General features: G+C 68.2%; 23 protein-coding genes and 3 tRNA genes. 14 read left to right on the forward strand and 12 right to left on the reverse strand.

From position 1 onward, the window contains the following. Window positions 1-30: 30 nt before the first annotated feature. The 3 genes from ispE to VHAB30_RS00525 are packed head-to-tail and all read right to left on the reverse strand — an operon-like array spanning window position 31 to window position 3311. Entirely contained in the window at window positions 31-912 is an 882-nt protein-coding gene (gene ispE / locus VHAB30_RS00515; RefSeq protein WP_159275453.1) for a 4-(cytidine 5'-diphospho)-2-C-methyl-D-erythritol kinase, read from the reverse strand. Beyond that, a complete protein-coding gene (locus VHAB30_RS00520; RefSeq protein WP_159275454.1) occupies window positions 909-1454 on the reverse strand; it encodes a lipoprotein insertase outer membrane protein LolB in 546 nt (181 codons plus the stop codon). The genes ispE and VHAB30_RS00520 overlap by 4 nt, the downstream gene beginning before the upstream one ends. Beyond that, window positions 1455-3311, reverse strand: a complete 1857-nt coding sequence (locus VHAB30_RS00525; RefSeq protein ID WP_159275455.1) for a tetratricopeptide repeat protein — start codon at window positions 3309-3311, stop codon at window positions 1455-1457. A gap of 71 nt (window positions 3312-3382) precedes the next feature. On the opposite strand from VHAB30_RS00525, the gene mutM reads away from it, so the two are divergent. The 3 genes from mutM (at window position 3383) to mutY (ending at window position 7350) form a co-directional block, all read left to right on the forward strand. Then, window positions 3383-4198: a bifunctional DNA-formamidopyrimidine glycosylase/DNA-(apurinic or apyrimidinic site) lyase gene (gene mutM / locus VHAB30_RS00530; RefSeq protein WP_095949174.1), complete on the forward strand. Its 816-nt coding sequence runs from the start codon at window positions 3383-3385 to the stop codon at window positions 4196-4198. Between the two features lie 103 nt (window positions 4199-4301). Next, window positions 4302-6275: a dynamin family protein gene (locus tag VHAB30_RS00535; RefSeq protein ID WP_095949175.1), complete on the forward strand. Its 1974-nt coding sequence runs from the start codon at window positions 4302-4304 to the stop codon at window positions 6273-6275. Window positions 6276-6315: 40 nt separating this feature from the next. Further along, the gene (gene mutY / locus VHAB30_RS00540; protein ID WP_159278243.1) at window positions 6316-7350 is read left to right on the forward strand and encodes an A/G-specific adenine glycosylase; all 1035 of its coding nucleotides are present in this window, start codon (window positions 6316-6318) and stop codon (window positions 7348-7350) included. Between the two features lie 13 nt (window positions 7351-7363). On the opposite strand, the gene rapZ is transcribed toward mutY, so the two are convergent. Genes rapZ through VHAB30_RS00555 form a run of 3 tightly spaced genes read right to left on the reverse strand, consistent with a single transcriptional unit; the run spans window position 7364 to window position 10863 of the window. Beyond that, window positions 7364-8236: an RNase adapter RapZ gene (gene rapZ, locus VHAB30_RS00545; RefSeq protein ID WP_062476353.1), complete on the reverse strand. Its 873-nt coding sequence runs from the start codon at window positions 8234-8236 to the stop codon at window positions 7364-7366. Between the two features lie 2 nt (window positions 8237-8238). Continuing rightward, complete coding sequence (gene recN / locus VHAB30_RS00550; protein WP_159275456.1) at window positions 8239-9921, reverse strand: DNA repair protein RecN; 1683 nt, start codon at window positions 9919-9921, stop codon at window positions 8239-8241. 36 nt (window positions 9922-9957) lie between these two features. Then, window positions 9958-10863 carry an NAD kinase gene (locus tag VHAB30_RS00555; protein ID WP_062476290.1) on the reverse strand — a complete coding sequence of 302 codons (906 nt, stop codon included), beginning with the start codon at window positions 10861-10863 and terminating at the stop codon, window positions 9958-9960. Between the two features lie 31 nt (window positions 10864-10894). Here VHAB30_RS00555 and hrcA point away from each other — a divergent pair, with 31 nt between their 5' ends. The 5 genes from hrcA (at window position 10895) to VHAB30_RS00580 (ending at window position 16709) form a co-directional block, all read left to right on the forward strand. Continuing rightward, window positions 10895-11902 carry a heat-inducible transcriptional repressor HrcA gene (gene hrcA, locus VHAB30_RS00560; RefSeq protein WP_062476292.1) on the forward strand — a complete coding sequence of 336 codons (1008 nt, stop codon included), beginning with the start codon at window positions 10895-10897 and terminating at the stop codon, window positions 11900-11902. Window positions 11903-11937: 35 nt separating this feature from the next. After that, window positions 11938-12014 (forward strand) — tRNA-Ile (locus VHAB30_RS00565). 260 nt (window positions 12015-12274) lie between these two features. Continuing rightward, window positions 12275-13402: an efflux RND transporter periplasmic adaptor subunit gene (locus VHAB30_RS00570; RefSeq protein WP_235926369.1), complete on the forward strand. Its 1128-nt coding sequence runs from the start codon at window positions 12275-12277 to the stop codon at window positions 13400-13402. A 19-nt stretch (window positions 13403-13421) separates the two neighbouring features. Next, entirely contained in the window at window positions 13422-16550 is a 3129-nt protein-coding gene (locus VHAB30_RS00575; RefSeq protein WP_159275458.1) for an efflux RND transporter permease subunit, read from the forward strand. An 82-nt stretch (window positions 16551-16632) separates the two neighbouring features. Beyond that, window positions 16633-16709, forward strand: a tRNA-Arg gene (locus VHAB30_RS00580). A 185-nt stretch (window positions 16710-16894) separates the two neighbouring features. On the opposite strand, the gene VHAB30_RS00585 is transcribed toward VHAB30_RS00580, so the two are convergent. Beyond that, window positions 16895-17320: an HU family DNA-binding protein gene (locus tag VHAB30_RS00585; protein WP_159275459.1), complete on the reverse strand. Its 426-nt coding sequence runs from the start codon at window positions 17318-17320 to the stop codon at window positions 16895-16897. A 216-nt stretch (window positions 17321-17536) separates the two neighbouring features. On the opposite strand from VHAB30_RS00585, the gene VHAB30_RS00590 reads away from it, so the two are divergent. Further along, window positions 17537-17613 (forward strand) — tRNA-Arg (locus tag VHAB30_RS00590). Window positions 17614-17682: 69 nt separating this feature from the next. Here the strand turns inward: VHAB30_RS00590 and VHAB30_RS00595 are convergent. After that, window positions 17683-18243, reverse strand: a complete 561-nt coding sequence (locus VHAB30_RS00595; protein WP_235926371.1) for a thermonuclease family protein — start codon at window positions 18241-18243, stop codon at window positions 17683-17685. A gap of 97 nt (window positions 18244-18340) precedes the next feature. Here VHAB30_RS00595 and greB point away from each other — a divergent pair, with 97 nt between their 5' ends. Beyond that, window positions 18341-18922: a transcription elongation factor GreB gene (gene greB / locus VHAB30_RS00600; protein ID WP_062476302.1), complete on the forward strand. Its 582-nt coding sequence runs from the start codon at window positions 18341-18343 to the stop codon at window positions 18920-18922. 9 nt (window positions 18923-18931) lie between these two features. Here greB and VHAB30_RS00605 read toward each other — a convergent pair whose 3' ends face one another. The 4 genes from VHAB30_RS00605 to VHAB30_RS00620 all read right to left on the reverse strand — a co-directional run bounded on the left by VHAB30_RS00605 (window position 18932) and on the right by VHAB30_RS00620 (window position 23065). Continuing rightward, window positions 18932-21175 carry a RelA/SpoT family protein gene (locus VHAB30_RS00605; RefSeq protein ID WP_095746649.1) on the reverse strand — a complete coding sequence of 748 codons (2244 nt, stop codon included), beginning with the start codon at window positions 21173-21175 and terminating at the stop codon, window positions 18932-18934. Window positions 21176-21271: 96 nt separating this feature from the next. Next, a complete protein-coding gene (rpoZ, locus tag VHAB30_RS00610; RefSeq protein WP_013543330.1) occupies window positions 21272-21475 on the reverse strand; it encodes a DNA-directed RNA polymerase subunit omega in 204 nt (67 codons plus the stop codon). Between the two features lie 31 nt (window positions 21476-21506). Continuing rightward, on the reverse strand, window positions 21507-22127 hold the full coding sequence (gene gmk / locus VHAB30_RS00615) for a guanylate kinase (protein ID WP_062476362.1): 621 nt from the start codon (window positions 22125-22127) through the stop codon (window positions 21507-21509). Between the two features lie 14 nt (window positions 22128-22141). Next, window positions 22142-23065 carry a YicC/YloC family endoribonuclease gene (locus VHAB30_RS00620; protein WP_159275460.1) on the reverse strand — a complete coding sequence of 308 codons (924 nt, stop codon included), beginning with the start codon at window positions 23063-23065 and terminating at the stop codon, window positions 22142-22144. A 91-nt stretch (window positions 23066-23156) separates the two neighbouring features. On the opposite strand from VHAB30_RS00620, the gene VHAB30_RS00625 reads away from it, so the two are divergent. The 4 genes from VHAB30_RS00625 to VHAB30_RS00640 all read left to right on the forward strand — a co-directional run bounded on the left by VHAB30_RS00625 (window position 23157) and on the right by VHAB30_RS00640 (window position 26528). Beyond that, window positions 23157-24164, forward strand: a complete 1008-nt coding sequence (locus tag VHAB30_RS00625) for a serine/threonine protein kinase (protein WP_056573330.1) — start codon at window positions 23157-23159, stop codon at window positions 24162-24164. Window positions 24165-24169: 5 nt separating this feature from the next. Continuing rightward, the gene (locus VHAB30_RS00630; protein WP_062476311.1) at window positions 24170-25078 is read left to right on the forward strand and encodes a PP2C family protein-serine/threonine phosphatase; all 909 of its coding nucleotides are present in this window, start codon (window positions 24170-24172) and stop codon (window positions 25076-25078) included. 44 nt (window positions 25079-25122) lie between these two features. Beyond that, window positions 25123-25854 (forward strand): ribonuclease PH, encoded by a 732-nt coding sequence (rph, locus tag VHAB30_RS00635; protein ID WP_159275461.1) that lies wholly within the window; start codon window positions 25123-25125, stop codon window positions 25852-25854. 74 nt (window positions 25855-25928) lie between these two features. Continuing rightward, window positions 25929-26528: a non-canonical purine NTP pyrophosphatase gene (locus VHAB30_RS00640; protein WP_159275462.1), complete on the forward strand. Its 600-nt coding sequence runs from the start codon at window positions 25929-25931 to the stop codon at window positions 26526-26528. Window positions 26529-26531: the final 3 nt, after the last annotated feature.

Raw genomic sequence — 26531 nt, forward strand, 5'->3', positions numbered from 1 at the left:
ATCGAACCGCAGAGCGTTCCGATTATCTCTTCAGGCTGCCCATCCCCAGAGTGGATGAACTGCCAGATTGTCGCATTGTCGAACCTGCCATCCCCGGGGGGCTTCGAGCAGTTCCGCTTCCTGCGGCAATTGCGGCATCTTCGCGAACACCGAACTTCCGGAGCCGGTCATCCGGGCCTTCAAACCTTGCAGTCCGAGCCATTCGATGGCGTCGGTGACTGCGGGGCAAAGCCGTTGGGCAACCGGCTGCAGGTCGTTGTGACCGAAGTCGTAAACCCCGTTGCCGAGGTTTGTGGCTTCTAGCTGTTCGCTATCTGCAGCAAAGCCTGAGATTATAGCAACAGGAGTTGCCCGTTCCAAATCATCCGCAGAAAAAATTAATCGGGTATCGAGTCCCTCGGGTGGTTTGGCCACCACGAAGCGTGCCGGCGGCAGGTTGACCGGGGTGATCTCCTCGCCGATGCCCTCGACCCAGGCGTTGCGTCCGCCGAGGAAGAAAGGCACGTCCGCGCCCAGCTTCAACCCGATCTGCGCCAGGCGCGACAGCGGCAGGTTCAGGTTCCAGAGGCGGTTGAGCGCGAGCAGGCAGGTGGCCGCGTCCGACGACCCGCCGCCCATGCCCGCCTGCGCCGGCACGTGCTTGGCGATGCCGATGTGCGCGCCCCGGCCCGGCGCGGCATGCGCCTGCAGCGCACGGGCGGCGCGCAGCACGAGATCGTCGGCCGGCAGCGGCGTGGTGAGGTCTTCGCGGCTCAGTTGGCCGTCGTTGCGCAGCTCGACGTGGAGCGTGTCGCACCAGTCGATCAGCATGAAGACCGACTGCAGCAGGTGGTAGCCGTCGTCGCGCCGCCCGGTAATGTGCAGAAACAGGTTCAGCTTGGCCGGCGCGGGAAGGTCGTAGATCGCCTTCATGAGCGTTCGAACACGATGCGCAGGTCCGCCCGAGGCGCCGGGGATTCGCGGGTGGCCTGCAGGCGGCCGTTCGACAGCTGGCCAAGGTCGGCGCGCCAGCCGGGCACGGGGTCGGCGCGGCCATCGAGCCAGCCGAACAGGGCGCCCACCGGAATGGCGGCGCCGGTGGCGGCTTCGATCAGTGCGTCGACGGAGTCGTAGCGGCGGGTCTCGCTGCCGTTCTTCAGCAGGGCTTCACCCGGCGCCCAGTGCAACTGGGCCAGCGTGCTGCCGATGGGCGTGGTCAGCGTCAGGTCGCCGGTTTCGGCCGAGCCGCGCAGCTCGAACAGGGCGGCAAAGGTCTGGACCGGTTCGCTGTCGATGCGCAGCGACATGCGCCCGCTCCAGCTGGCCGAACGTCCGGGCGCGGCAGCGGTGCCGCCCGAGAGCTGGGCGCAGCCCGAGAGCCACAGCAGCAGTGCGCCGCCGCCCGCGCCAAACGCCGCGCGGCGGGTGAGGGACTCATCGCCCCGCGCGGGAGCCGTGTGCGTGATCGATGCCATTCAGGGTTTGACGCGCAGGCGCTTGAGGGTTTCCTGCAGCGTCTCGTTCTCGGCGTCGGTCAGCAGCGATTCTTTCCAGATCGCGACCGCGCGGTCCTTCTGGCCGACCGACCACAGGACTTCGCCGAAATGCGCGCCGATCTCGGGGTCGGGCCGCGTCTTGTAGGCCGCCTCGAGGATGCGGATCGCCTCCGCCGTGTTGCCGAGCCGGAACTCGACCCAGCCCAGGCTGTCGGCAATGAACGGGTCTTCGGGCGCGAGCTGCACGGCCTTCTGGATGAGCGTGCGGGCCTCGTCGAGCCGGATCTTGCGATCGGCAAAGGAGTAGCCCAGCGCGTTGTAGGCGTTCTGGCTCTCGGGCTTGAGCGTCATGAGGCGGCGCAGCAGCCGCTCCATGTCGTCCAGGCGATTGAGCTTCTCGGCCATCATGGCTTGGTCGTAGACGAGGTCGCCGTCGTCCGGCGCGGCGGCCGAGGCCTGGGCCAGCAGGTCGTAGGCGGCCTGGTATTGCTTGGCTTCGCGCAGCAGCTGGGTTTCGGCCAGCAGTTTCTGCTTGCGTTCCTCCGCCGTGCGCTCGGGCAGCGCGCGCAGCAGCTCGCGGGCCTGGGGCAGCTTGCCCTGCTTGGCGAGCAGGCTGGCGCGGCGGCCCTGGATGGCGCTCTGGTTGTCAGTGCTGTCGATGCGCGTGATCCAGCGGTCGGCCGCCTGGAAATCCTTGCGCCGCTCGGCCAGCTGCGAGAGCACGAGATACGCCTGCGTCAGCCCGCGCTTGCGGTCGGCGACGTCACCGGCGTCCTGGCTCTGGCCCGGCGCTGTCATCAGGTCGACGTAGCGCTTGAGCGAGGTTTCGGCCGCCGCTTCCTGGCGGGCCTGCATCTGCAGGCTGCCGAGCAGCAGCCAGGGCTCCGCGAGTTCGGGGCGCGCGGCGGTCAGGGTCTGCAACTGCGTGGTGGCGTCGCTGAAGCGGCGGTTCTCGACCAGCGTGCGCGCATAGGCGATGCGCAGGTCGGGCGAGGCCTTGGGGTTGTTCGCGAGGTAGCGCGTGACGATCGGCTCGGCCAGCGGCTGGCCCGGGTCGATGAGCTCGAGCGCCAGCGCCGAGGGCGCCTCGGACGACGGATCGATGGCTTGTCCCTTGCGCGCGGCGTCCAGCGCCCCCGAGGGGTCGCCGGCGTTCAGGCGCAGGCGGCCCACGGTGGCCCAGGCCAGTCCGCCGGTGGTCGGGCTCTTGAGTTCATCGACCAACGCCTGCTCGACCACCGAGGCGGCCAGCTTCTTGTCGGCGGCGCGGCCGTAGGTGCGCGCGATCACCGCCATCAGCAGGGGGCGTTCGATCTGCGAGGTGGCGGCCACTTCGGCGCGCAGCGGTTCGACGGTTTCGCTGATGCGGTTCAGCGCGATCAGGATCTGCAGCTCGATGCGCCGGGCATCGCGTGAATTGGGCAAGGCTTCCTGCCAGGCGCGCGCCGCGGAGATCGCGGCGTCGCCGGAGCGCGACTGCAGCGCGATTTCGACCGCGCGCTGGAACAGCTTGCCGTCGCGCAGGCGCCGGGCGGCGTCGAGCACCAGCGAATAGCCGGAGCCGGGGTCGCCGGAGCGGGCGGTGATCTCGCCCATGAGAATTTCATAGAACAGGTCGGCCGTCAGCGCCGACGGCTGCGCGGCTTCCGCGGCCGGCTTGGCGGCGGCAGGGGTCGTCCGGGGGCGCGCCGGCGGCTTCGGCGGTGCCGTGCGCTCGATGGCGGGAGGCGGGTTGCCGGCGGCGGTGGGTTCGAGAGATTGTGCGTGCGTTGTGTAGGCAAGCAGCACGAGAGACGCGGCCGCCGCAAGGCGGTGACGGCGGGGCGATGGGTTCATCTGACCATAATAATCCAGCCATTTGAACGAGCGCCGCATGGGGCTTCGTCGCTGCCGGAGTTTTACTTTTCATGCCTGAACTACCCGAAGTCGAAGTCACCCGGCGCGGCTTTGCCGACCGCATCGCCGGCGCGCGCATCGAGTCCGTGCGCATCGGCAAGCCGCTGCGCTGGGCGCTGATGGTGGTGCCGCAGGCGCTGGTCGGGCGCCGCGTGCGCGAGGTGCGCCGCCGCGGCAAGTACCTGCTGATCGACCTGGACCGCGGGCTGCTGCTGCTGCACCTGGGCATGTCGGGCAGCCTGCGTTTCGACATCCACCTGCCGGAGCCCGGCGTGCACGATCACTTCGACCTCGTCACCGAACTCGGCACCCTGCGGCTGAACGACCCGCGCCGCTTCGGCGCCGTGGTCTACGTGGACGACGAAGAGGCGCCCTGGGCCCTCAAGCTGCTCGGCGGACTGGGCATGGAGCCGCTGGGCGATGCCTTCGACCTCGACGCCTTCCATGCCGGGCTGAAGAAACGCCGCACGGCCATCAAGCAGGTGCTGCTCGCGGGCGACGTGGTGGTGGGGGTGGGCAACATCTACGCGTCGGAGGCGCTGTTCATGGCCGGCATCCGGCCGACCCTGTCGGCGGCGCGCATCAGCCGGCCGCGCGCGGCGAAGCTGCATGCGGCGGTGCGCGACATCCTGGCGCGGGCGGTGGAGAAGGGCGGCAGCACCCTGCGCGACTTCTCCAACGTGGACGGGCAAAGCGGCTACTTCCAGCTCGAAGCGACCGTCTACGGCCGTGCGGGCGAGCCGTGCCGGGTGTGCGGCACGCCGATCCGGCAGTTGAAACAGGGGCAGCGCTCTACTTATTACTGCCCCCATTGCCAGAAATCCTAGGGAAGGCGGGCCCCGTGGCGGCTGCTTCGGGGCAAACTCCTGCCGGTACCCCGTTCGCCATGTGGCGATGTTATATTTGTAAATTCTTACTTACATCTTCCCCTTGAGCCGCTCTTTCAACCAACAGCTCGATCAGCACGGCGCCTGGCGGAGCAACTTCGCCCGCCGCCTTCAGTGGCTGTCCCGTTGGCTGACCGACAACGAGCTGCTCGACCAGGCCGTGGCCGAACGGCTGCGCGCCCTCGAAGACCAGATCCGCACCAGCAAGGTCATGGTGGCCTTCGTGGCCGAGTTCTCGCGCGGCAAGTCGGAACTGATCAACGCGATCTTCTTTGCCGGCTACGGCCGGCGGATCATGCCGGCCAGCGCCGGGCGCACCACGATGTGCCCGACCGAGCTGGGCTACGACGCCGCACTGGCGCCCAAGCTGCGCCTGCTGCCCATCGAAACCCGCCTGGAACCGCATTCGCTCGCCCACTGGCGCGAGCGGCCCACGCGTTGGACCGAGCTGCCCATCGAGGTGGGCGACGCCGAGCAACTGGCCCGCGCCATGGGCAAGGTGGCCGAAGTCCGATGGGTGAGCAAGGACGAAGCCCGCGCGCTCGGCTTCTGGAACCCCGAGACGCCCGACGACAACCCGGTGCAGGACGCCGAAGGCCGCGTCGAGATTCCGCGCTGGCGCCATGCGGTGCTCAACATGCCGCATCCGCTGCTCGAGCAGGGCCTCGTGATCCTCGACACGCCCGGCCTGAACGCGATCGGTGCCGAGCCCGAACTCACCGTGAGCCTGATCCCGCAGGCGCATGCCGTCGTCTTCATCCTGGGCGCCGAAACCGGCGTGACCCGCTCCGACCTGTCGATCTGGCGCGAGCACCTGATCACCGGCGACGACAGCCACGACACGCGCTTCGTGGTGCTCAACAAGATCGACACGCTGTGGGACACGCTGAGCACCCCGGCGCAGATCGCGCAGCAGATCGAGCGCCAGCGTGAAGGCGCGGCCCGGCTGCTCGAAGTGCCGCTGGCGCAGGTGCTGCCGGTGTCGGCGCAGAAGGGCCTGCAGGCCAAGATCGGTCATGACGCGGCCCTGCTCGACGCCAGCCGGCTGCCGGCGCTCGAGGCGCTGCTCGGTGAAGGCGTGCTCGGCAAGCGCGAAACCATGCTGCGGCTCGCGGTCGATGCCGGCATGACCGCGCTGCGCACCGAGGCCGAGCGCCTGTTGAAGGTGCGCCAGCGCGACCTGTCGGAGCAGGCGCTCGAACTGCAGGGCCTGCGCGGCAAGAACGTGTCGGTGATCCGCCACATGCGTGCGCGCATCGACCAGGAACACGCTGAATTCGAGGGCAGCAACACCCGCATCCTGGCGCTGCGCTCGGTACAGGGCAAGCTGCTGCGCGAGGTGTACGCGGTGCTCGGGCGCACGGCGCTCAAGGCCGACATGGTCAAGCTGGCCGCGGCGCTCAAGCGTCCCGGCGTCAAGTTCAACGTGCGCAAGGTGTACGGCGAAACCTTCGATGCGCTGCGCAACAACCTGCGCGAAGTGCAGGCGACCACGGCCGAGATCCAGTCGATGCTGCACGCCACCTTCCGCCAGCTCAACGCCGAGCAGGGCTTCACGCTGCAGGCGCCGGCCGAGCCCGACCTGAGCGGCTTCGAGCAGGAGCTGGGCCAGATCGAGCGCAGCCACATCCACTACCTGGGTGTGGGCAACCTGATCAAGCTCGCGCAGGCCGACTTCTGCGACAAGCTGGTGCGTGCGCTGGCCAGCCGGCTGCGGCTGGTCAACGAAGCCGCCATGACCGAGGTCGAGCGCTGGAGCAAGGGCGCGAGCGCGCAGATCGATGCGCAGCTCAAGGAGCGCCGCCGCAACTTCAGCAAGCGCATCGAGGCGATCGAGCGCATCCAGAACGCCGCGGGCAGCCTCGACGACCGGCTGGCCGAGATCGCCGCGCAAGAAAGCCACCTGGCCGCGCTGCAGGAGCGGCTGCACGAGTTCACCTCGCTGATCGCGCAGCACGGCAGCCAGCCGCCTGTCGCGGCCGCCGCCATCGCGGGCGAGCAACTGCGTGCGGCCTGAGCGCACCGCCGCGCGGGCGGCCGTCTCCCCACCTCCGCCGCTGCCTCCCGAATTCGCCGCACAGATCGTGCGCTGGCAGCGCAGCCACGGGCGCAGTGAGCTTCCGTGGCAGAACACGCGCGATCCGTACCGCGTCTGGCTCTCGGAAGTGATGCTCCAGCAGACCCAGGTCACGACCGTGTTGGGCTACTTCGCACGCTTTCTCGAACGTTTTCCCGACGTGGCGGCGCTGGCCGCCGGCACCGAGGACGAGGTGTTCGGCCTGTGGAGCGGGCTGGGCTACTACAGCCGCGCGCGCAACATGCATCGTTGCGCGCAGGAGGTGGTCGCGCGCTTCGGCGGCGCCTTTCCGCACACCGCCGCCGAACTCGTGACCCTGCCCGGCATCGGTCGTTCGACGGCGGCCGCCATCGCGGCCTTCTGTTTCGGCGAGCGCGTGGCCATCCTCGACGGCAACGTGAAGCGCGTGCTGACGCGCGTGCTCGGCTTCGACGGCGACATGTCGTCGGCGGCGCAGGAGCGCGCGCTGTGGGACCTCGCCACGCAGCTGCTGCCGCCGGACGGCCAGCGCGAGGCGGTGGCGAGCTACACGCAGGGCCTGATGGACCTGGGCGCCACGGTCTGCCTGCCGCGCAAGCCCAGTTGCATGATCTGCCCGGTGAACGCGAGCTGCGTGGGCCTGCGCCAGGGCGCGCCCGAGCGCTACCCGGTGAAGACGCGCAAGCTCAAGCGCAGCGCCCAGTCGCTGTGGGTGCTGCTGGCGCGCGATGCCCAAGGGCGCGTGTGGCTGGAGAAGCGGCCCGCCAAGGGCATCTGGGCGGGGCTGCATTGCCTGCCGGTGTTCGACAGCCACGACGACCTGCTCGCGGCCCTGCCGTCGGGCGCGGCGCACGACACGCAGGAACTGCCACCCTTCGTGCACGTGCTCACCCACAAGGACCTGCACCTGCACCCCGTGCTGCTGCAGGGCGTCCAGCCGCAAGGCGAGGGCGCGCGCTGGGTCGAGGCGCAGGAGTGGAGCCGGCTGGGGCTGCCCGCCCCGATGCGCAAGCTGCTGGAAACCGCCGAGGCCTGAGCGGCCTCCGCCGTTAGGCGTCGAGTTCGCGGTGGCGCTTGAGCGCGCCCCAGCGCGCACCGAAGGCGCGTGCCAGTTGCTCGACCAGGAACACCGACCGGTGCTGCCCGCCCGTGCAGCCGATGGCCACCGTCACGTAGCTGCGGTGGTCGCGCGCCAGTGCGTCGAGCCAGTGCGTCAGGAACTGCTCGATGTCGTCGAACATGCGCGCCACATCGTCGTGCTCGCGCAGCCATTCGATCACCGGCTCGTCGCGGCCCGTCAGCGCGCGCAGCGCCGGCACGTAGTGCGGGTTGGGCAGCATGCGCACGTCGAACACGTAGTCGGCATCGAGCGGCACGCCGCGCTTGAAGGCGAACGACTCGAACACCAGCGTCAGCGCGTTCTGCGGCGCCGAGATCAGCCCCTTGATGTAGCTCTGCAGCTGCGCGGGGCGGATGAGGCTGGTGTCGATCACGTCGGCGCCATCGCGCAGGTCGGCCAGCAGCTCGCGTTCGAGTTCGATGGCCTGCACCAGCACGCGATGCTGTTCGGGCACGTCGGTGCGGCTTTCCTGGCGCGAGAGCGGGTGGCGCCGGCGCGTTTCCGAATAGCGGCGCAGCAGCGCGTCGGTGGTCGCGTCGAGGAACAGCGAGCGCAGCGAGACGCCGTCGGCGCGCAGCGCTTCGAGCTGCTGCGGAACGATCGGCAGCGACACGCCGCTGCGCACGTCCATCGCGATCGCCACGCGCGTGGCTTGCTGTTCGTGCTGCAGCGCGATGAAAGCGGTGAGCAGTTCGGGCGGCAGGTTGTCGACGCAGTAGTAGCCGGCGTCTTCCAGCGCGTGCAGCGCCACCGACTTGCCGGAACCCGACATGCCGGTGATGAGGACGAGGTCGAGATTCATGTTCATGGGGCGGTCGCCGGCGTCTTGTGGCCCAGCATTTCGCGCGCATGGGCCAGCGAGGTGGCCGACACTTTTTCGCCGCCCAGCATGCGGGCGATTTCGCGGGCGCGATCGTCGGCCGCGAGGCGCGACACGCCGCTTTCGGTGCGCGGGCCGTCCGTGCCGGCCGCCGTGGTCTGGCGCTTGGCGACCACGAGGTGGTGGTCGGCGCAGGCCGCCACCTGGGGCAGGTGGGTCACGGCGAGCACCTGGCGGTCGCGGCCGAGCTGCTTCATGAGGCGGCCCACGGTTTCGGCCACCGCTCCGCCCACGCCTGCATCGACCTCGTCGAAGATCAGCGTCTGCGCGGCGCCCAGTTCGCTGGTCGTCACGGCGATGGCCAGCGCGATGCGCGAGAGCTCGCCGCCCGAGGCCACCTTGCCGATGGCGCGCGGCGTGCTGCCGGCGTGGCCGGCCACCAGGAACGAAATTTCTTCGAGGCCGGCGCGGCCGGGCTGTGCCAGCGGCTGCAGTTCGACGTCGAAACGCCCGCCCTGCATGCCCAGGCCCTGCATCGCATGCGTGACGGCCTGGGCCAGGCGCGGCGCGGCCTGCTTGCGGATCTTGCCGAGGGCCTTGGCTTCCTTCATGTAGGCCTGCTGGGTGTTCTGCTCGGCGCGCTCCAGACCTTCGAGGTCGCTTTGCGCGTCGAGCGCCTGCAGCTCGGCCTGCCAGCCGGCCAGCAGCGCGGGTAGCTCGGCCGGCGTGCGCTTGTAGCGGCGCGCGAGCGACATCCACAGGCCCATGCGCTCGTCGAGTTCGGCGAGGGTCTTGGGATCGGTGTCGGTGTCGCGCAGGTAGCCGTGCAGCGAGTGGGCCGCGTCCGAGGCCTGCGCCACGCAGGAGGCCAGCACCTCGCCCAGCGTACGGAATTCGGGCTCGATGTGCTCGCAGTTCTGCAGCAGCGTCGCGGCGCGCGTGAGGGCGGCGAGGGCGCCGTTGTCGTCGTCTTCGAGTGCCTGGCTCGCGCCCTGGGCGGCGTCGATGAGCGCCTGCGCGTTCGAGATGCGCGAGTGATGGGCCGAGAGTTCGTCCCACTCGTCGGCGCCCGGCGCGAGCTTGGCGACTTCGGAGATCTGCCATTGCAGCCGTTCGCGCTCGCGCTGCAGCGAGTCTTGCGCCGAGCGTGCGTGCTCGAGTGCCGAGAGCGCCTGGCGCCAACTCTGCCAGGCGGCGTCGAGCGCGTCGGTGCGCGCGCCGGCGTAGGCGTCGAGCAGGCCGCGCACGGCCTCGGGGCGGGTCAGGCTCTGCCAGGCGTGCTGGCCGTGGATGTCGAGCAGGCGGTCGCCGAGTTCGCGCAGCTGCGTGGCGGTGGCGGGGCTGCCGTTGATCCAGCCGCGGCTGCGTCCCTGCAGGTCGACCGTGCGGCGCAGCAGCAGGCCGTCGCCCGCCTCGAAGCCGCCTTCGTCGAGCCAGCCGGCCAGCGCCGGGTCGGCGTCGAACTCGGCGCTCACGTCGAGCCGCTCGGCGCCTTCGCGCACGGCGCCGGCGTCGGCGCGGTTGCCCAGCGCCAGCTGCAGCGCGTCGATCAGGATGGACTTGCCGGCGCCGGTTTCCCCGGTCAGCACCGTGAAGCCGGCAGACAGGTCGAGTTCAAGGGACCGCACGATCACGAAGTCGCGCAGTGCGATGCGTCGCAAAGCCATCTCAGTTCGTCCTCAAGCTGGGGGCGTGGTCCTTCATCAGGAGCCCCCTTCGTTCCAATGGAGTTTTTTCCGCAGCGTGTCGAAGTAGCTCCAGCCGCGCGGGTGCAGGAAGCGCACCCGGAAGTCGGAGCGGCGCACCACCACGCGGTCGCCGATGGCGAGCGAGGCGAGCGACTGCATGTCGAAATTGGCGCTGGCGTCGCGCCCGCTCACCAGCTCGATCACGATCTCGTCGGCGTCGGGCAGCAGCACGGGGCGGTTGGACAGCGTGTGCGGCGCGATCGGCACCATCACCCAGCCCGGCACCGCCGGATGCAGCAGCGGCCCGCCGGCCGACAGCGCGTAGGCCGTCGAGCCCGTGGGCGACGCGATGATCAGCCCGTCGGCGCGCTGGTTGGCCACGAAATGGCGGCCCACCGACACGCGCATCTCGACCATGCCCGAGGTGGCGCCGCGGTTGACCACCACGTCGTTCATCGCGAGCGCGTCGAACACCACGGCCTCGTCGCGAAGCACCTGCGCGTGCATCAGGCTGCGGTGGTCTTCTTCGTATTCGCCGGCCAGCATCGGGATCAGCGTGGCCTGGTAGTTGTCCAGCGGAATGTCGGTGATGAAGCCCAGCCGCCCGCGGTTGATGCCGATCAGCGGGATGCCGTAGCACGCGAGCTGCCGGCCGATGCCGAGCATGGTGCCGTCACCGCCGACCACGAGGCCGAGGTCGCAGCGCTGGCCGATTTCTTCGACCGACAGCGCCTGGTAGCGCGGGTGGGGCGGGGCGTCGGTGTCCTCGCAGGACGAACGCTCCACGAACACCGTGCAACCCTGCGATTCGAGGAAGGCGCCGATGCCCTCCATCACGCCGTCGCGCGCATCGGCTTGCGCCCGGGCGCCGGAAGCCTGGTATTTGCCGATCAGGGCGACGTGACGAAAGCGTGAGGTCATAGCTCACAAATTACAACACTAAAATCTTGCAATGCTGGACGACCGTGCCAAGTTGCTGTTGAAGACGCTGGTCGAGCGTTACATCGCCGATGGGCAACCCGTCGGATCGCGCACGCTCTCGCGTTCGGCGGGGCTGGATCTCTCGCCCGCGACCATCCGCAACGTCATGTCCGACCTCGAGGCGCTGGGGCTCATCGCCAGCCCTCACACCTCGGCCGGACGCGTGCCGACCACGCGCGGCTACCGGCTCTTCGTCGACACCATGCTGACCGCGCAGCGCGAGCAGATGAGCACGCCAAGCCTGGCGGCCGACCAGCCGCAGAAGGTGATCGCCAATGCCGCGCACCTGTTGTCGAACCTGTCGCAGTTCGTGGGCGTCGTGATGGCGCCGCGGCGCGTCTCGGTGTTCAAGCAGATCGAATTCTTGCGTCTGTCGGAGCGGCGGCTGCTGGTGATCATCGTCTCGCCCGACGGCGACGTGCAGAACCGCGTGATCTTCCCGGAATCCGACTACTCGCAGTCGCAGCTGGTCGAGGCCTCGAACTACATCAACGCGCACTTCGCGGGCCTGACGATCGAGCAGGTGCGTGATCGCCTGCAGTCCGAGGTCGAAAAGCTGCGGGGCGAAATCGCCGCGCTGATGCAGGCGGCGGTGCAGGTCAGCTCCGAAGTGCTCACCGATGCGCAGGCCGACGACGTCGTGATTTCGGGCGAGCGCAACCTGCTGTCGGTGACCGATTTTTCCAGTGACATGGGGCAGCTGCGGCGCGCCTTCGATCTGTTTGAAGAGAAGGCGCAGCTGATGCGGCTGCTCGACGTGTCGAGCAAGGCCGAGGGCGTGCGCATCTTCATCGGCGGCGAAAGCCAGGTCGTGCCCTTCGAGGAGCTGTCCATCGTCAGCGCCAACTACGAGGTCGACGGCCAGGTGGTCGGTACGCTAGGCGTGATCGGCCCGACCCGCATGCCGTACGACCGCATGATCCAGATCGTCGACATCACGTCGCGGCTGGTGAGCAACGCGCTGAGCCACCGCAAGTAAGCGGCCGCGCGCGGCGCATAGAATCGGGCCCGCGTGGGCCGTTAGCTCAGTTGGTTAGAGCAGCGGACTCATAATCCGTTGGTCGAGTGTTCAAGCCACTCACGGCCTACCACCACACATTCCCCCTCTGTAGACACTCCGACGAAGGCCGCATTGCGCGGCCTTTTTCCTTGCAGCTGTGAGGGCGCGAGCGAGGCCTGCGGCCGCCGCCGATTTCACCTACGGCAAACACAGGATTCCTTCAGGTTGCAATGCAACATCGAAGGCAGAATGCACCATTTGAGTGCAAATGTAACGAGCCGGGTGATCCCTGCGCGCGCCGCACTGCGATTCCCGATGGCCATGACCCCGCTTTTCAAGCTCCTGCTTCCGATGTCCCTGCTCGCGCTCGCTGCATGCGGCGCCAAGCAGGCCTCCACCACCGATGACGCGCCGCCCGAAGTCGGCGTGGTGGCGCTGCACGCCAGCGACGTGGCCGTGCACACCGAGCTCGCGGGCCGCACGGCCGCCTACCGCGTCTCCGAGGTGCGGCCGCAGGTCAACGGCATCGTGCGCAAGCGGCTGTTCGAAGAGGGCGGCATGGTCCGCGCGGGCCAGGTGCTGTACGAGATCGAGCCCGGCCCGTTCGAGGCCGCGCACGAGCAGGCGCAGGCCGCGTTGGCCACCTCGCAGGCCACCATCGCCAGCCTGCGCGGCAAGGCCGATCGCTTCGGTGAACTGGTCAAAGCCAATGCCGTGAGCAGGCAGGAGCACGAAGAGGCGCAGGCGGCGCTGGTGCAGGCGCAAGCCGGCGTGAAGGCCGCGCAGGCGGCCGTGAAGGCGGCGCGCATCAACCTCGACTTCACGCGCATCACCGCGCCCATCGCGGGACGCATCGGCCGCTCCGCCGTGACCGAAGGCGCGCTCGTGGCGCCGGGCCAGACGATGGCGCTGGCCACGATCCAGCGGCTCGACCCGATCTACGTCGACGTCGTGCAGTCGAGCCTGGCGTTGACGAAGCTCAAGCGCCGCTTCATTTCGGGCGACATGGCGCCGGCCAGCACCCAGGTCCGCCTGCGCATGGAAGACGGCCTGCCTTACCCGCATGCCGGCACGCTGAAGTTCTCCGAAGTGGCCGTCGACGAGGCCACCGGCTCGGTCACGCTGCGCGCGGAATTCCCGAACCCGCAAGGGCTGCTGCTGCCGGGCATGTACGTGCGCGCGCAGGTCGAGTCCGGCGTGGAGCGCCAGGCCATCCTGGCGCCGCAGCGCGGCGTGGCCCGCAACGAGAAGGGCGAGCCGACCGCGCTGGTGGTGGCGGCCGACAACAAGGTCGAGCTGCGCGCGCTCGAAGTGCGCAGCACCGAGGGCGAGCACTGGGTCGTGACCCGGGGCCTGCGCGAGGGCGACCGCCTGGTGGTCGACGGCCTGCAGCGCGCGCGCCCGGGCGAAAAAGTGAAGCCGGTGCCGGTGTCCACGGCGGGCGCATCGTCCGCTGCTGCGCCTTCTCCGGCCGATTGACGAGAAACCGCAAGCTCCCGTGATCGCTCATTTCTTCATCCAGCGGCCCGTCTTCGCATGGGTCATTGCCATCCTCATCATGCTGGCCGGCGGCGTGGCCATTCGCACGCTGCCGGTGTCGCAGTACCCGGACATCGCGCCGCCGACCGTGGTCGTGTCGGCCAACTACCCCGGCGCCTCGGCGCAGGCGGTGGAAAACAGCGTGACGCAGGTGCTCGAGCAGCAACTCAAGGGCATCGACGGCCTGATGTACTTCAAGTCGACCAGCAGCGCAGCCGGCTGGGCCGAGATCAACGTCACCTTCCGCCAGGGCATCGACCCCGACACCGCACAGGTGCAGGTGCAGAACAAGGTCAGCCAGGCCACCAGCCGCCTGCCGCAGGCGGTGCAGCAGCAGGGCGTGACGGTCGCCAAGTCGCAGAACAACTTCCTGCTGATCGTGGCGCTCTACGACGAGACCGGCCAGCGCACCGACACCGACATCGCCGACTGGATGGCCAGCAACCTGCGCGACCCGATCAGCCGCGTCGACGGCGTGGGCTCGGTGCAGGCCTTCGGCGCGGCGTACGCCATGCGCATCTGGCTCGACCCGCACCGGCTGGCCAGCTACCAGCTGATGCCGTCCGACGTCACGGCTGCCATCACCGCGCAGAACACGCAGGTGTCGGTGGGCGAGATCGGCGCGCGGCCGTCGGCGCCGACGCAGCACCTGAACGCCACCGTCACCGCGATGTCGCGGCTGCAGACGCCCGACCAGTTCAAGGCCATCGTGCTCAAGACGCAGGCCGACGGCGCCGTGGTACGGCTGGGCGACGTGGCACGCGTGGAGATCGGCAGCGAATCGTATGCCGAGACCACACGCCTGAACGGGCACCCGGCCGCGGGCTCGGCCGTGATGCTGGCGCCCGGCGCCAACGCGCTGACCACCGCCCGCGCGGTGAAGGCGCGCATCGCCGAGCTCGAACGCTCGCTGCCCGCCGGCTTGCGCGTGGCCTACGCGGAAGACACGACGCGCTTCGTCAAGATCTCGATCCAGTCGGTCATCCGGACGCTGCTGGAGGCCATCGCGCTGGTGGTGGTCGTGATGTTCCTCTTCCTGCAGAACTGGCGCGCCACGGTCATCCCGGCCATCACCGTGCCGGTGGTGCTGCTGGGCACCTTCGGCGTGCTGGCGGCCTTCGGCTACTCGATCAACGTGCTCACGCTGTTCGGCATGGTGCTGGCCATCGGCCTGCTGGTGGACGACGCCATCGTGGTGGTGGAGAACGTCGAGCGCGTGATGCACGAAGAGGGGCTCGATGCGAAGGCCGCCACGATCAAATCGATGAAGGAAATCACCGGCGCGCTGGTCGGCATCGCGGTGGTGGTGTCGGCGGTGTTCCTGCCCATGGCCTTCTTCGGCGGCTCGGTGGGGGTGATCTACCGGCAGTTCTCGGTGACCATCATCGCGTCGATGGTGCTGTCGGTGGTGGTGGCCATCGTGCTCATCCCGGCGCTGTGCGCGCGCTTCCTGAAGGCCGGCGTGCCGCCGCGCACGCGCGGCTTCCTGGGCGCGTTCAACCGCCGCTTCGACGCCGCGCAGGGCCGCTACGTGGGCGTGCTGGGCCGCATCCTGCGCAAGCCGCTGCGCTTCACGGCGGTGTACGTCGCCATCGTGGCCGGCATGGGCCTGCTGTACCTGAGCCTGCCCGGCGGTTTCCTGCCGGAAGAGGACCAGGGCAGCGTGATGGTGATCGCGACGCTGCCGGCCGGCGCCACTTCGGGCCGCACCGACGAAGTGAACCGCGCCATCGAAAAGCACTTTCTCGAGACCGAGAAGGACACGACCGACACCATCTTCACGCTTACCGGCTGGAGCTACAGCGGCTCGGGGCAGAACATGGGCATGGCGTTTGTCTCGCTGAAGGACTGGTCCGAGCGCGCCAGTGCGGACAAGCGTGCGCACGCCATCGTCGAGCGTGCCGGCAAGGCGCTGGCCAAGCAGCAGCGCGACGCCGAGGTCTTCGGCATGGTGCCGCCGCCCATCGAAGGGCTGGGCGAGTCCAACGGCTTCGAGTTCTGGCTGCAGGACACCTCGGGCATGGGCGCCGAGCGGCTGTTGCAGGCGCGCGAAAAGCTGGTGCGCGAGGCCAACAAGGACCCGCGCCTGCAGTCGGTGCGCGCCAACAGCGTGGCCGGCACGCCGCAGCTGCAGGTCGACATCGACCAGCTGAAGGCCTCGGCGCTGCGGCTGTCGCTGGACGACGTGAACACCACGCTGGGCATTGCCTGGGGCGGTAGCTACGTCAACGACTTCATCGACCGCGGCCGCGTGAAGCGCGTGTACGTGCAGGCTGATGCGCCGTACCGCTCGGCGCCGGACGACATCGGCCAGTGGTTCGTGCGCGGCAGCACGGGCGCGATGACGCCGTTCTCGGCCTTCGCCACCACGCGCTGGTCGCAGGGCGCCTCGCAGCTGGAGCGCTACAACGGCCTGTCCGCGGTGCAGATCCAGGGCGCGGCCGCGCAGGGCACCAGCTCGGGCACGGCCATGGCGGCCATCGAGACCCTCGCGAAGAAGCAGAGCGGCACGGGCCAGGCCTGGAGCGGCCTGTCGTACCAGGAGCGGCTGTCGGGCGGGCAGGCGCCGCTGCTGTTCGCGCTGTCGATCCTCGTGGTCTTCCTGTGCCTGGCGGCGCTGTACGAGAGCTGGTCGGTGCCGGTGTCGGTGATGCTGGTGATTCCGCTGGGCGTGCTCGGCGCGGTGATCGCGGCAGCGCTGCGCGGGCTGTCGAACGACATCTACTTCCAGGTCGGCCTGCTCGCGACCATCGGGCTGTCGGCCAAGAACGCGATCCTGATCATCGAGTTCGCGGAGGCCGCGCTGCGCCGTGGCGTGCCGCTGCTCGAAGCGGTGGCCGAAGGCGCGCGCCTGCGGCTGCGGCCGATCCTGATGACCTCGCTGGCCTTCTTGGCGGGCGTGATCCCGCTGGCGGTGGCCACCGGCGCGGGCTCGGGCAGCCAGGTCGCGATCGGCACCGGCGTGTTCGGCGGCGTGCTCGCGGCGACAGCACTGGGCATCTTCTTCGTGCCGCTGTTCTATCTGCTGGTGAAGCGCGTGGCCGCACGGCTGATGGGGCACAAGGCGGGCGGCGAACAGGTGGCTTGAGGCCATCGCATCGCAAGGCCGTGAAGCTTTTTTGAAGGCCTCGCCGGAACAGCGCTTTCGGCGGGGTAGAATTCAAGGCTGCGCGGCTGTAGCTCAGTTGGATAGAGTACTTGGCTACGAACCAAGGGGTCGTGGGTTCAATTCCTGCCAGCCGCACCATCTCTCGAATAGCCTGGAAGAGTTTCTCTTCCAGGCTATTTTCGTTTGGGGCCCTCGCACAGAGGGTTTTGCTGCCCGCATTCGCTGCGCGGCAAGCGCCCACAAAAAAGCCGCCCGAGGGCGGCTTTTTGACGTCGATACGGACAGCTGCCAGGCCAGACCTGCGCAGCGTCGCATCAAGCGTCTTACTTCTTCTTGGCGACGGCCTTCTTGGCGGGAGCCTTGGCGACGACTGCCTTCGAGACAGCAGCCTTGGTGACAGCAGCTTTCTTGGGAGCGGCGGCCTTCTTGGCAGCGGGTGCAGCAGCGGCCTTTTCAGCCTTGCGCTTGGCGGCCTTCGGGTCGATGGCGGCCTTGAAGGCAGCGCCGGCGACGAACTTCGGCACCTTGGTGGCGGCGATCTTGATCTTGGTGCCGGCCTGGGGGTTAAAGCCCGAGCGTGCAGCGCGTGCGACTTGCTTGAAAGTACCGAAGCCGACCAGCTGGACCGAATCGCCCTTCTTCACGGCAGCGACGACGCTGCTGGTGATCGTTTCGAGGACGCGTGCGGCCTCGGCCTTGCTCAGGTTGTGGGTGGTGGCGATCTTCTCGACCAGTTCGATGCGGTTCATTCAGTATTCCTTGGATGGTATGGCGCCGTGTTGCCTACGGCGGCCCAGGCTTATTCCGGGCGGGGCGGAGTGTACCGGGTCGGAAGGGCCTCTTTGAAACGGCATGGGCCGGATGCGTTGCAACAAGCCCCATTGCAGGCTGCCGTCGTCCGTATTTTCAGCTTTCGATCACAAAGGTTGGGGAGGGCGAAAAAACACGCTATAATCGAAAGCTGTGCGGCTGTAGCTCAGTTGGATAGAGTACTTGGCTACGAACCAAGGGGTCGTGGGTTCAATTCCTGCCAGCCGCACCACTCTTCAAGGGTTAGCTCGTTTTTCGAGCTAACCCTTTTTCTTTGGCCGGTCATTGCGCCGCGCTCGCATCAAGGTCGCGTCGGTCGCGCGTCTTTCCAGAGGCCTGCCCGCTTGGCCTTCGCTTCTTCCTCCGCGAATTCGTACTGCCCGCGTTCCTGGGGTGACAGGCGTTGTGCCTGTACGGGCTGCCAGCGTGCCAATCCGACGGTCAGCAGTGCCAGGCCTGGGTCGAGCGTTCGTGGGCCATGGGGTGCCGAATCCGGCGTCACCATCACGCGGCAGATGCGCTCGCGGGCATGGGACGTGGAAGCGTCGCAGTCGACGTCCGCTGGCTTCAGGCGAACCATGTCGTGCATCTTCTGCCGGGCCTGCTCGGCGAAGGGCTGCCCGGGCTTCGGCGCCTCGATGCCCTGCAGGCGCACGCGGCGCCACGCACTGGCGCTGGCCGCGTCGCCGCAGCGGGCGGTGAGGGTGTCGCCGCTGTGGATGCTCACGACAAAGCAGGTCTGCGTCCTGGCGTGGGTGTCGAAGGGAAGAAAGCCCAGTGCGGCAGCAAGGACCGCGAGAGCGTACAAATGAAGCCCCGCCGAAGCATGGCGACGGCAGGGGAAATGTCCGGTGGCGATCACGGGGGCTCCTGTCTCCTAGCATTGCGGTTGCGGCAAACTCACCGGCTTGTAGGGCGCGGCAAGGGCGCCCAGTATTTCCGATTTGAAGGGCTCTGCATTGAACAAGGCATTCACCAAGGAGTCGGACGCCGATGCGGACGACGACGATGACGGCGCAGGCGGCGCCGCACCCGCGCTGCCGGCGGGCAGCAAGAACTACATCACGCCCGAGGGCTACGCGCGCCTGCGCGACGAGCTTCTGCAGCTGATGGACGAGGAGCGCCCCAAGGTCGTCGAGGCCGTGCACTGGGCCGCGAAGAACGGCGACCGCTCCGAGAACGGCGACTACCTCTACGGCAAGAAGCGCCTGCGCGAGATCGACCGGCGCATCCGCTTCCTCGGCAAGCGGCTCGAGATCGCGGAGATCACCGACCCGTCGGTGCACCACGGGCGCGACCAGGTCTTCTTCGGCGCCACGGTCCGCTATGCCGACGAGACCGGCGAGGAGCGCAGCGTCACGATCCTCGGCATCGACGAGGCCGAGAGCGCCAAGTCGGAGGTCAGCTGGATTTCCCCGATCGCGCGTGCGCTGCTCAAGGCGCGCGAGGGCGACGTGGTGAAGCTCGTGACGCCCGGCGGGGCGCACGAGGTGGAGATCCTGTCGGTGAGCTATCCGGCGCCGCGCACGCCGGCGAACTGACGAAGAAGGTCAGGGCGCCGGAATCGTCCGCGCCGCGGTCAGCACCGACGCAGTCCGGCGCGCGGCGCGCAGCACGGCATCGAGGTGCGTGCGGTCGCGCACCGCGATCACGAAGCGCAGGTCGGTCGAATCCTGCGGGGTCTCGTCGGCCATTTCCACGTGCGTGATGTCGGCCTCGGCATCGGCCAGGGTGGCCGCCACGCGGGCCAGCACGCCCTTGTCGTTGCGCACGGTGATGACCACGCCGGTCTCGAAGGCGCGCGTGGGTTCGTCGGCCCATTCGACCGCGAAGAAGCGCTCGCTGTCCTTGTTGCGCAGGCGCTGGCCCACGCCGCAGTCGTCGGTGTGCACTACAAGCCCTTCGCCGTGCCCTAGGTAGCCGACGATCTGGTCGCCGGGAATGGGTCGGCAGCACTGGGCGAAGCGCACGGAAGAGTTCTCGCTGCCATCGAGCGTCACCGCGCCTTGCGACACCGCCTCGTGCGAGGTGAAGCGCTCGCGGCTCAGGAGGAGGGCGTCGGGGCGCTCGCCGATCTCGGCCAGCAGCGCCATGAGCCGCTTGGCGACGATGCTCGCGATGCGCTTGCCCAGGCCGATGTCGGTCAGCAGCTCGGCGCGGGTGCGGTTGCCGGTGAAGCGCAGCAGCTTCTCCCACAGCGCCTGGTGTTCGTCGTCTTCCTCGGGCAGCTTGCCCAGGCCTTCGGCGCGCAACGCCTGCGCCAGCAGTTTCTCGCCCAGGCCTTCGGACTCGGCATGCGCCAGCGTCTTCAGGTAGTGGCGAATCTTGGAGCGTGCCCGGCCGGTGCGCACGAAGCCCAGCCACGCGGGGTTGGGCGTGGACACGGGCGCGGTGATCACTTCGACCACGTCGCCATTCTTCAGCTCGGTGCGCAGCGGGACCTGGTCACCGTTGATGCGCGCGGCCGAGGTGTGGTCGCCGATGTTGCTGTGGATGGCGTACGCGAAGTCAACCACCGTGGCGCCACGCGGCAGCGCCATGATCTGGCTCTTGGGCGTGAAGACGTAGACGGCGTCGGGGAACAGGTCGACCTTGACGTGGTCCCAGAACTCGGCGGCGTCGCGTGTCTCGTCCTGGATGTCGAGCAGCGACTGCAGCCACTTGGTGCCCAGCCGGTCGTTGCTCGCGGCATTGGGCTCGGCGGCCTTGTAGAGCCAGTGCGCCGCCACGCCGGATTCGGCCACGACGTGCATGGCCTCGGTGCGCAGCTGGAACTCCACGCTCACGCCCGCAGGGCCCACCAGCGTGGTGTGCAGCGACTGGTAGCCGTTGAGCTTGGCGATCGCGATGTGGTCCTTGAACTTGCCCGGCAGCGGCTTGTACATCTGGTGCAGGATGCCCAGGCCGGTGTAGCAGGCGATCACGTTCGGCACGATGAGCCGGAAGCCGTAGATGTCGGTGACCTGCGCGAAGCTCAGGTGTTTTTCTTCCATCTTGCGGTAGATGGAATAGAGCGTTTTCTCGCGGCCTGCGATGCGCAGCGTCATGCCGGCGGCGGAGAAGGCCGTCTCGACCTCTTTCTGCACCTTCTGGATCAGGTCGCGTCGTCGTCCGCGGGCCTTGGCGACGGCCTTGGCCAGCGTGGCATAGCGCCAGGGCTTGAGATGGCGGAACGACAGGTCCTGCAATTCACGGTAGGTCTGGTTCAGGCCCAGCCGGTGCGCGATGGGGGCGTAGATCTCGAGCGTTTCACGCGAGATGCGGGCCCACTTTTCACGTGGCGCATCGGCCAGCGTGCGCATGTTGTGCGTGCGGTCGGCCAGCTTGACCAGGATGACGCGCACGTCGCGCGCCATGGCCAGCAGCATCTTGCGGAAGGACTCGGCCTGGTTTTCTTCGCGCGTGTTGAATTGCAGCTTGTCGAGCTTGGTGAGCCCGTCGACCAGCTCGGCAACCGGGGCGCCGAAGCGCTCGATGAGTTCCGGCTTGGTGACGCCGCAATCTTCGATGGCGTCGTGCAGCAGCGCGGCCATGAGCGCCTGGGCGTCGAGCTTCCATTCGGCGCACTGCGCCGCCACGGCGATGGGGTGGGTGATGTACGGCTCGCCGCTGTTGCGCAGCTGCCCGAGATGGGCCTCGTCGGCGAAGCGGTAGGCCCGGCGCACCAGCTCGGTGTCTTCGGGGCTGAGGTAGTCGAGGCGGGCCGTCAGCGCGGCAAAACTCGCGGCGGCCGCGTTCAGCGCCGCCGGACTCGGTTTCGGCGTGGGGGACGGAGGTTTGGCGACCGCGCTCATGGCTACCACTTTAGCGTGACCGCTCTGTGGACGCGTCCAGACGTAAAAAAAGCACCGCAATGCGGTGCCTTTTCGTTGCAGGGCTGCGTCAGAAGATCAGCCCGGCACTTTCTTGAGCATCTCGATGCCGATCTTGCCTTCGGCGATTTCGCGCAGGGCCGTGACGGCGGGCTTGTTCTTGCTCTCGATCTTGGGTGCGTGGCCTTGGCTCAGCATGCGCGCACGGTACGTGGCGGCGAGAACGAGCTGGAAACGGTTCGGGATCTGAACGAGACAATCTTCGACGGTGATGCGGGCCATGATGAATTCTTTCGGTCGGTGAGCGGGGATTTCAAGGGATGTTCAGTGCGGCGAACGTATCGGCACGTGCTCTGCGCTGTGCGGAATACCGGAGCCTCTGCGCGTGGACGATCGCCTTGAGATCGAAGAGTGCGCGCTCAAATAACTCGTTGATTATAACGAAATCGAATTTTCCGGCCTGGGCCATCTCTTCGGCCGCGTTTTTCAGGCGCAGTTCGATCACCGCCGCGCTGTCTTCGCCGCGCCGTTCCAGGCGGGAGCGCAGCTCTTCCCAGCTGGGCGGGAGGATGAAGATCATGACCGCGTTGGCAAAGGTCTTGCGGATCTGCAGCGCGCCCTGGAAGTCGATTTCGAGGATCACGTCGGTGCCCAGGGCCACCCGCTCCTCGACCGCCTTCTTCGACGTGCCGTAGCGGTGGCCGTGCACATGGGCCCATTCGACGAAGCCGTCGGCCGCGATGAGGGCATCGAACTCGCTCGGGGAGGCGAAAAAGTACTCCCGGCCGTGCTTTTCCTGCCCGCGCGGGGGGCGCGTGGTGTGGGAGACCGAGGGCTGAACGGCCGAGTCGAGCTCCATGAGCGCCTTGACCAGGCTCGATTTGCCAGCGCCGCTGGGTGCGGCGACCACGAAGATATTGCCGGGGTAGTCCATGGGTAGGCTCGTCGTCATTCGATGTTCTGCACCTGCTCGCGCATCTGCTCGATGAGGACCTTCATGTCCACGCCGATGCGCGTGAGTTCCAGGGCTGCTGACTTGGAGCCCAGGGTGTTGGCTTCGCGGTGCAGTTCCTGGATCAGGAAATCCAGCCGCTTGCCGATCTCGCCGCCCTTCTTGAGCAGCCGCTCGATCTCGTCGAGGTGCGAGTTCAGCCGGGTGAGCTCTTCCGCCACGTCGATGCGGATCGCGAAGGCGGTGGCCTCGGTCAGGGCGCGGTCCTGGGCGGCTTCGGGCAGCGTGCCGCCCGTGCTGGCGGTAAGGCCCATGGCCTCCTGCCAGCGCTCCAGGAAGCGGGTGCGCTGCTGTTCGACCAGCTGCGGCACCAGCGGGCCAGCCTGCTGCACCAGGGTGCGCAGCTGCGCCAGGTGCGCTTCGAGCATCTTGGCCAGCCGGGCGCCTTCGCGCTGACGGGCGGAGATCAGGGCTTCCAGGGCCTTGCCTGCCACGTCGAGCAGGTCGGGGCCCCAGTCGCCGCGCGTGGCGCCGTCGCCGCCGGCCAGGCGCAGCACGTCGGCCACGCTGAGCTCGCGGGCGCCGGGCAGCCAGGCACGGATGCCGTCCTGCACGCCGTTCAGCCGCTGAAGCAGCTTGACGGAGGGCTCGACCACGCCCGCCTGGGACGTGTTCTCGATGGCTGCGCGCACCTCGACCTTGCCGCGCTTGAGCTTGCCCGTGAGCAGCTCGCGCAGCGCGGTCTCATGCTGGCGCAGCTCCTCGGGGAGCTTGAAGGTGAGGTCGAGAAAGCGGCTGTTGACCGAGCGGATTTCGACCCCGAGCCGGCCCGCGGCGGAGGGCCGTGCATCGGCTTCGGAGTGGCTGCCTGCGGGGCCGTTCTGGCCGCTGGCGTAGCCGGTCATGCTGTAAACTGGCATTGCGCCTCACTGTGGTTTTGCTTGCAAGCACCGAGGCGTCGGTACAGCGTTCGCTTGCCGCACCATCGCCTTCGGGCGAAACTCCCGGATTATGTCAAAGGTCAAGCCTACGCCCCTGTTGCCCGATACGGTCATTGGCGGATATCGCGTTGTTCGCCGGCTTTCCGCGGGCGGTTTCGGCGTGGTCTACCTCGCGATCGACCCGAACGGCCAGCAAGTCGCCGTCAAGGAATACCTGCCTTCGTCGCTCGCCACCCGGGGCCCCGGCGAGCTGGCGCCGCAGGTGCCGCCCGAGAAACTGTCGCTGTACCGCCTGGGGCTCAAGAGCTTCTTCGAAGAAGGCCGCTCGCTCGCGCAGATTTCGCATGCGTCGGTGGTCAGCGTGCTCAATTTCTTCCGCGAAAACGAGACCGTCTACATGGTCATGAACTACCTGGAGGGCGCGACCCTGCAGGATTTCGTGGTCACGGCGCGCGACCTGAAGCGGCAGAAGGTGTTCCGCGAATCGACCATCCGTTCGCTGTTCGACGAAATCCTGCGCGGCCTGCGCATCGTCCATCAGTACAAGATGCTGCACCTGGACATCAAGCCCGCCAACATCTTCGTCACCGACGACGACCGCGCCGTGCTGATCGACTTCGGCGCCGCGCGCGAAGTGCTCAGCAAGGAAGGCATCTTCATCCGCCCCATGTACACGCCCGGCTTCGCCGCCCCCGAGATGTACCGGCGCGATTCGTCGATGGGCCCCTGGACCGACATCTACGCCATCGGCGCCTGCATCTACGCCTGCATGCAGGGCTATCCGCCCAACGACGCGCCCCGGCGCATCGAGAAAGACCGCCTGAGCCTGTCGCTCTCGCGCCTGCGCGGTGTGTACTCCGACAACCTCATCGAGGTGGTCGAGTGGTGCATGTCGCTCGACCCGCTCTCGCGCCCGCAGTCGGTGTTTGCGCTGCAAAAGGAGCTCAGCCGCGAAGGCGAGCGCCGCTACACCAAGCTCACGGTCGGCGAAAAGGTGCGCCTGTCGATCGACAACATCCGCTCCTTCGACAAGAAGAGCCTGCCGCGCGCTGCCGCGCCCACCACCCGACCGGCCTGAGCGACATGAAGTTCTCCGTGTTCCAGGTCAGCCGCAAGGGTGGCCGTCTCAAGAACGAAGACCGCATGGGCTACTGCTACACGCGGGAGTCGGGTCTGTTCGTGCTCGCCGACGGCATGGGCGGCCATCCCGAAGGCGAAGTGGCGGCCCAGCTGGCGCTGCAGACCATCGCCGCGCTGTACCAGCGCGAGGCCCGCCCCACCGTGAAGGACGTGAAGGCCTTCCTGGCCGAATCGGCCATGTCGGCGCACCAGCAGATCATGCGGTACGCCAGCCACAAGGCGATGCTCGACACGCCCCGCACCACCGTCGTCGCGGCCGTGCTGCAGAACGCCACGGCCACCTGGCTGCATTGCGGCGACTCGCGTCTGTACGTCGTGCGCGATGGCCGCCTGCTGACCCGCACGCGCGACCACTCGCATGCCGAGCGCCCCAAGCCTCACGGCGCCACCGACGCGCCCGTCAACCGCAACCTGCTGCTGACCTGCCTGGGCTCGCCCACCACGCCGCTGTTCGACGTGTCGGCACCGCTGCCGCTGCAGCGTGGCGACCGCCTCATGCTGTGCTCCGACGGTGTCTGGGGCGTGCTCGACGACGCCGTCATCGTGCACACCCTCTCGTCCGGCAAGCCCGTGTCCGACGCCGCGCCCGACCTCGCCGAAATGGCGCTGCGCAAGGGCGGAGCCCACAGCGACAACGTGACGCTGATCGCGCTCGAGTGGGAAATGCCCGAGACGCCCGGCGACGACCGGGGCGTGTCCACCGAAACCATCGACGACGGCGTGTTCGCCTCGACCATCCAGGCCGGCATGCCGTCCGACAGCGAGATCGACGACCTCGACGAAGACGCCATCGAGCGCTCCATCGCCGAGATCAACGAAGCCATTCGCCGCTCTGCCGCCCGCAAGACCTGAGCGCGCAGTTTCCCTTTTCTTCTTTCGGTTTTCTCTTTCAAAAAATGACTGCTTTCACACGAAGCGGCGGCCGTGCCGCCGACCAGCTGCGCTCCGTGCGCATCACCCGCGGCTTCACCATCCACGCCGAAGGCTCCGTGCTCATCGAGTTCGGCCAGACCCGCGTGCTGTGCACCGCCTCGGTCGAAGAAAAAGTGCCACCGCACAAGAAGGGCAGCGGCGAAGGCTGGGTGACGGCCGAATACGGCATGCTGCCGCGCGCCACCCACACCCGCAGCAGCCGCGAGGCCGCCAAGGGCAAGCAGACCGGCCGCACGCAGGAAATTCAGCGCCTCATCGGCCGCTCGATGCGCGCCGTGTTCGACCTCGCCGCTCTGGGCGAACGCACCATCCACCTCGACTGCGACGTGCTGCAGGCCGACGGCGGCACGCGCACCGCGGCCATCACCGGCGCCTTCGTGGCCGCACAAGACGCCGTCGACAAGCTGCTGGCCTCCGGCGCACTCAAGACCTCGCCCATCAAGGGCCACGTGGCCGCCATCTCGGTGGGCATCGTCGAAGGCACGCCGCTGCTCGACCTCGAGTACACCGAAGACTCGGCCTGCGACACCGACATGAACGTCGTCATGACCGGCGCCGGCCACTTCGTCGAAGTGCAGGGCACGGCCGAAGGCGTGGCCTTCACGCGCGAAGAAATGAACCTCCTGCTCGGCCTGGCCGAGAAGGGCATCGGCGAGCTCGTGAGCCTGCAGCAGCAGGCCCTGCTTTCGAACTGAACGAACGACGACCACAACCACTAGCTACTGGCGCCCGTTCATTCATCGGGCGCCACAGCCATCTTTGACTTTCCATGAAACTGGTTCTGGCTTCCAACAACGCGGGCAAGCTCGCCGAACTCCAGCAGCTGTTTGCCGAGCTGTCCGTCACCCTGGTGCCGCAGTCGGCACTCGGCGTGGGCGAGGCTGAAGAACCCTTCCGCACCTTCGTCGAGAACGCGCTGACCAAGGCGCGCCACGCCAGCGCCGCCACCGGCCTGCCGGCCATTGCCGACGACGCCGGCCTGTGCGTCGATGCTTTCGGCGGCCTGCCGGGTGTCGACACCGCCTACTACGCCACGCAGTTCGGCTACGCCAAGGGCGACGCCAACAACGTGAAGGCGCTGCTCGAACAGCTCGACGGCGTGGTCAACCGCCGCGCCGCGCTCGTGAGCACGCTGGTCGCGCTGCGCCGCCACGACGACCCCGAGCCGCTCATTGCCGTCGGCCGTGTGGTCGGCGAGATCGCGCCCACGCCCATCGGCGACAACGGCTTTGGCTTCGACCCCGTCATGTACCTGCCGACTTTCGGCAAGACCTTCGCCCAGCTGCCGCCCGACGTGAAGAACGCCAACAGCCACCGCGGCCGCGCCGCGCAGGCCATGCTCGCCCTGATGCGCGAGCGCTGGTTCTGACCC

The sequence above is a fragment of the Variovorax boronicumulans genome (assembly GCF_009811375.1).
GTDB lineage: Bacteria > Pseudomonadota > Gammaproteobacteria > Burkholderiales > Burkholderiaceae_C > Variovorax > Variovorax boronicumulans.

Excerpts from the sequence above, each read along its gene's own strand:
- gmk (WP_062476362.1), bottom strand. The coding sequence starts at position 22,127 with ATGGACTACCCCGGCAATATCTTCGTGGTCGCCGCACCCAGCGGCGCT.
- rpoZ (WP_013543330.1), bottom strand. The coding sequence starts at position 21,475 with ATGGCCCGCATCACCGTCGAAGATTGTCTCGTTCAGATCCCGAACCGT.
- VHAB30_RS00570 (WP_235926369.1), top strand. The coding sequence starts at position 12,275 with ATGTCCCTGCTCGCGCTCGCTGCATGCGGCGCCAAGCAGGCCTCCACC.
- VHAB30_RS00625 (WP_056573330.1), top strand. The coding sequence starts at position 23,157 with ATGTCAAAGGTCAAGCCTACGCCCCTGTTGCCCGATACGGTCATTGGC.
- ispE (WP_159275453.1), bottom strand. The coding sequence starts at position 912 with ATGAAGGCGATCTACGACCTTCCCGCGCCGGCCAAGCTGAACCTGTTT.
- rph (WP_159275461.1), top strand. The coding sequence starts at position 25,123 with ATGACTGCTTTCACACGAAGCGGCGGCCGTGCCGCCGACCAGCTGCGC.
- rapZ (WP_062476353.1), bottom strand. The coding sequence starts at position 8,236 with ATGAATCTCGACCTCGTCCTCATCACCGGCATGTCGGGTTCCGGCAAG.
- VHAB30_RS00555 (WP_062476290.1), bottom strand. The coding sequence starts at position 10,863 with ATGACCTCACGCTTTCGTCACGTCGCCCTGATCGGCAAATACCAGGCT.
- VHAB30_RS00640 (WP_159275462.1), top strand. The coding sequence starts at position 25,929 with ATGAAACTGGTTCTGGCTTCCAACAACGCGGGCAAGCTCGCCGAACTC.
- VHAB30_RS00520 (WP_159275454.1), bottom strand. The coding sequence starts at position 1,454 with ATGGCATCGATCACGCACACGGCTCCCGCGCGGGGCGATGAGTCCCTC.
- recN (WP_159275456.1), bottom strand. The coding sequence starts at position 9,921 with ATGGCTTTGCGACGCATCGCACTGCGCGACTTCGTGATCGTGCGGTCC.
- VHAB30_RS00605 (WP_095746649.1), bottom strand. The coding sequence starts at position 21,175 with ATGAGCGCGGTCGCCAAACCTCCGTCCCCCACGCCGAAACCGAGTCCG.
- hrcA (WP_062476292.1), top strand. The coding sequence starts at position 10,895 with ATGCTGGACGACCGTGCCAAGTTGCTGTTGAAGACGCTGGTCGAGCGT.
- mutM (WP_095949174.1), top strand. The coding sequence starts at position 3,383 with ATGCCTGAACTACCCGAAGTCGAAGTCACCCGGCGCGGCTTTGCCGAC.
- VHAB30_RS00525 (WP_159275455.1), bottom strand. The coding sequence starts at position 3,311 with ATGAACCCATCGCCCCGCCGTCACCGCCTTGCGGCGGCCGCGTCTCTC.
- VHAB30_RS00620 (WP_159275460.1), bottom strand. The coding sequence starts at position 23,065 with ATGCCAGTTTACAGCATGACCGGCTACGCCAGCGGCCAGAACGGCCCC.
- VHAB30_RS00585 (WP_159275459.1), bottom strand. The coding sequence starts at position 17,320 with ATGAACCGCATCGAACTGGTCGAGAAGATCGCCACCACCCACAACCTG.
- VHAB30_RS00630 (WP_062476311.1), top strand. The coding sequence starts at position 24,170 with ATGAAGTTCTCCGTGTTCCAGGTCAGCCGCAAGGGTGGCCGTCTCAAG.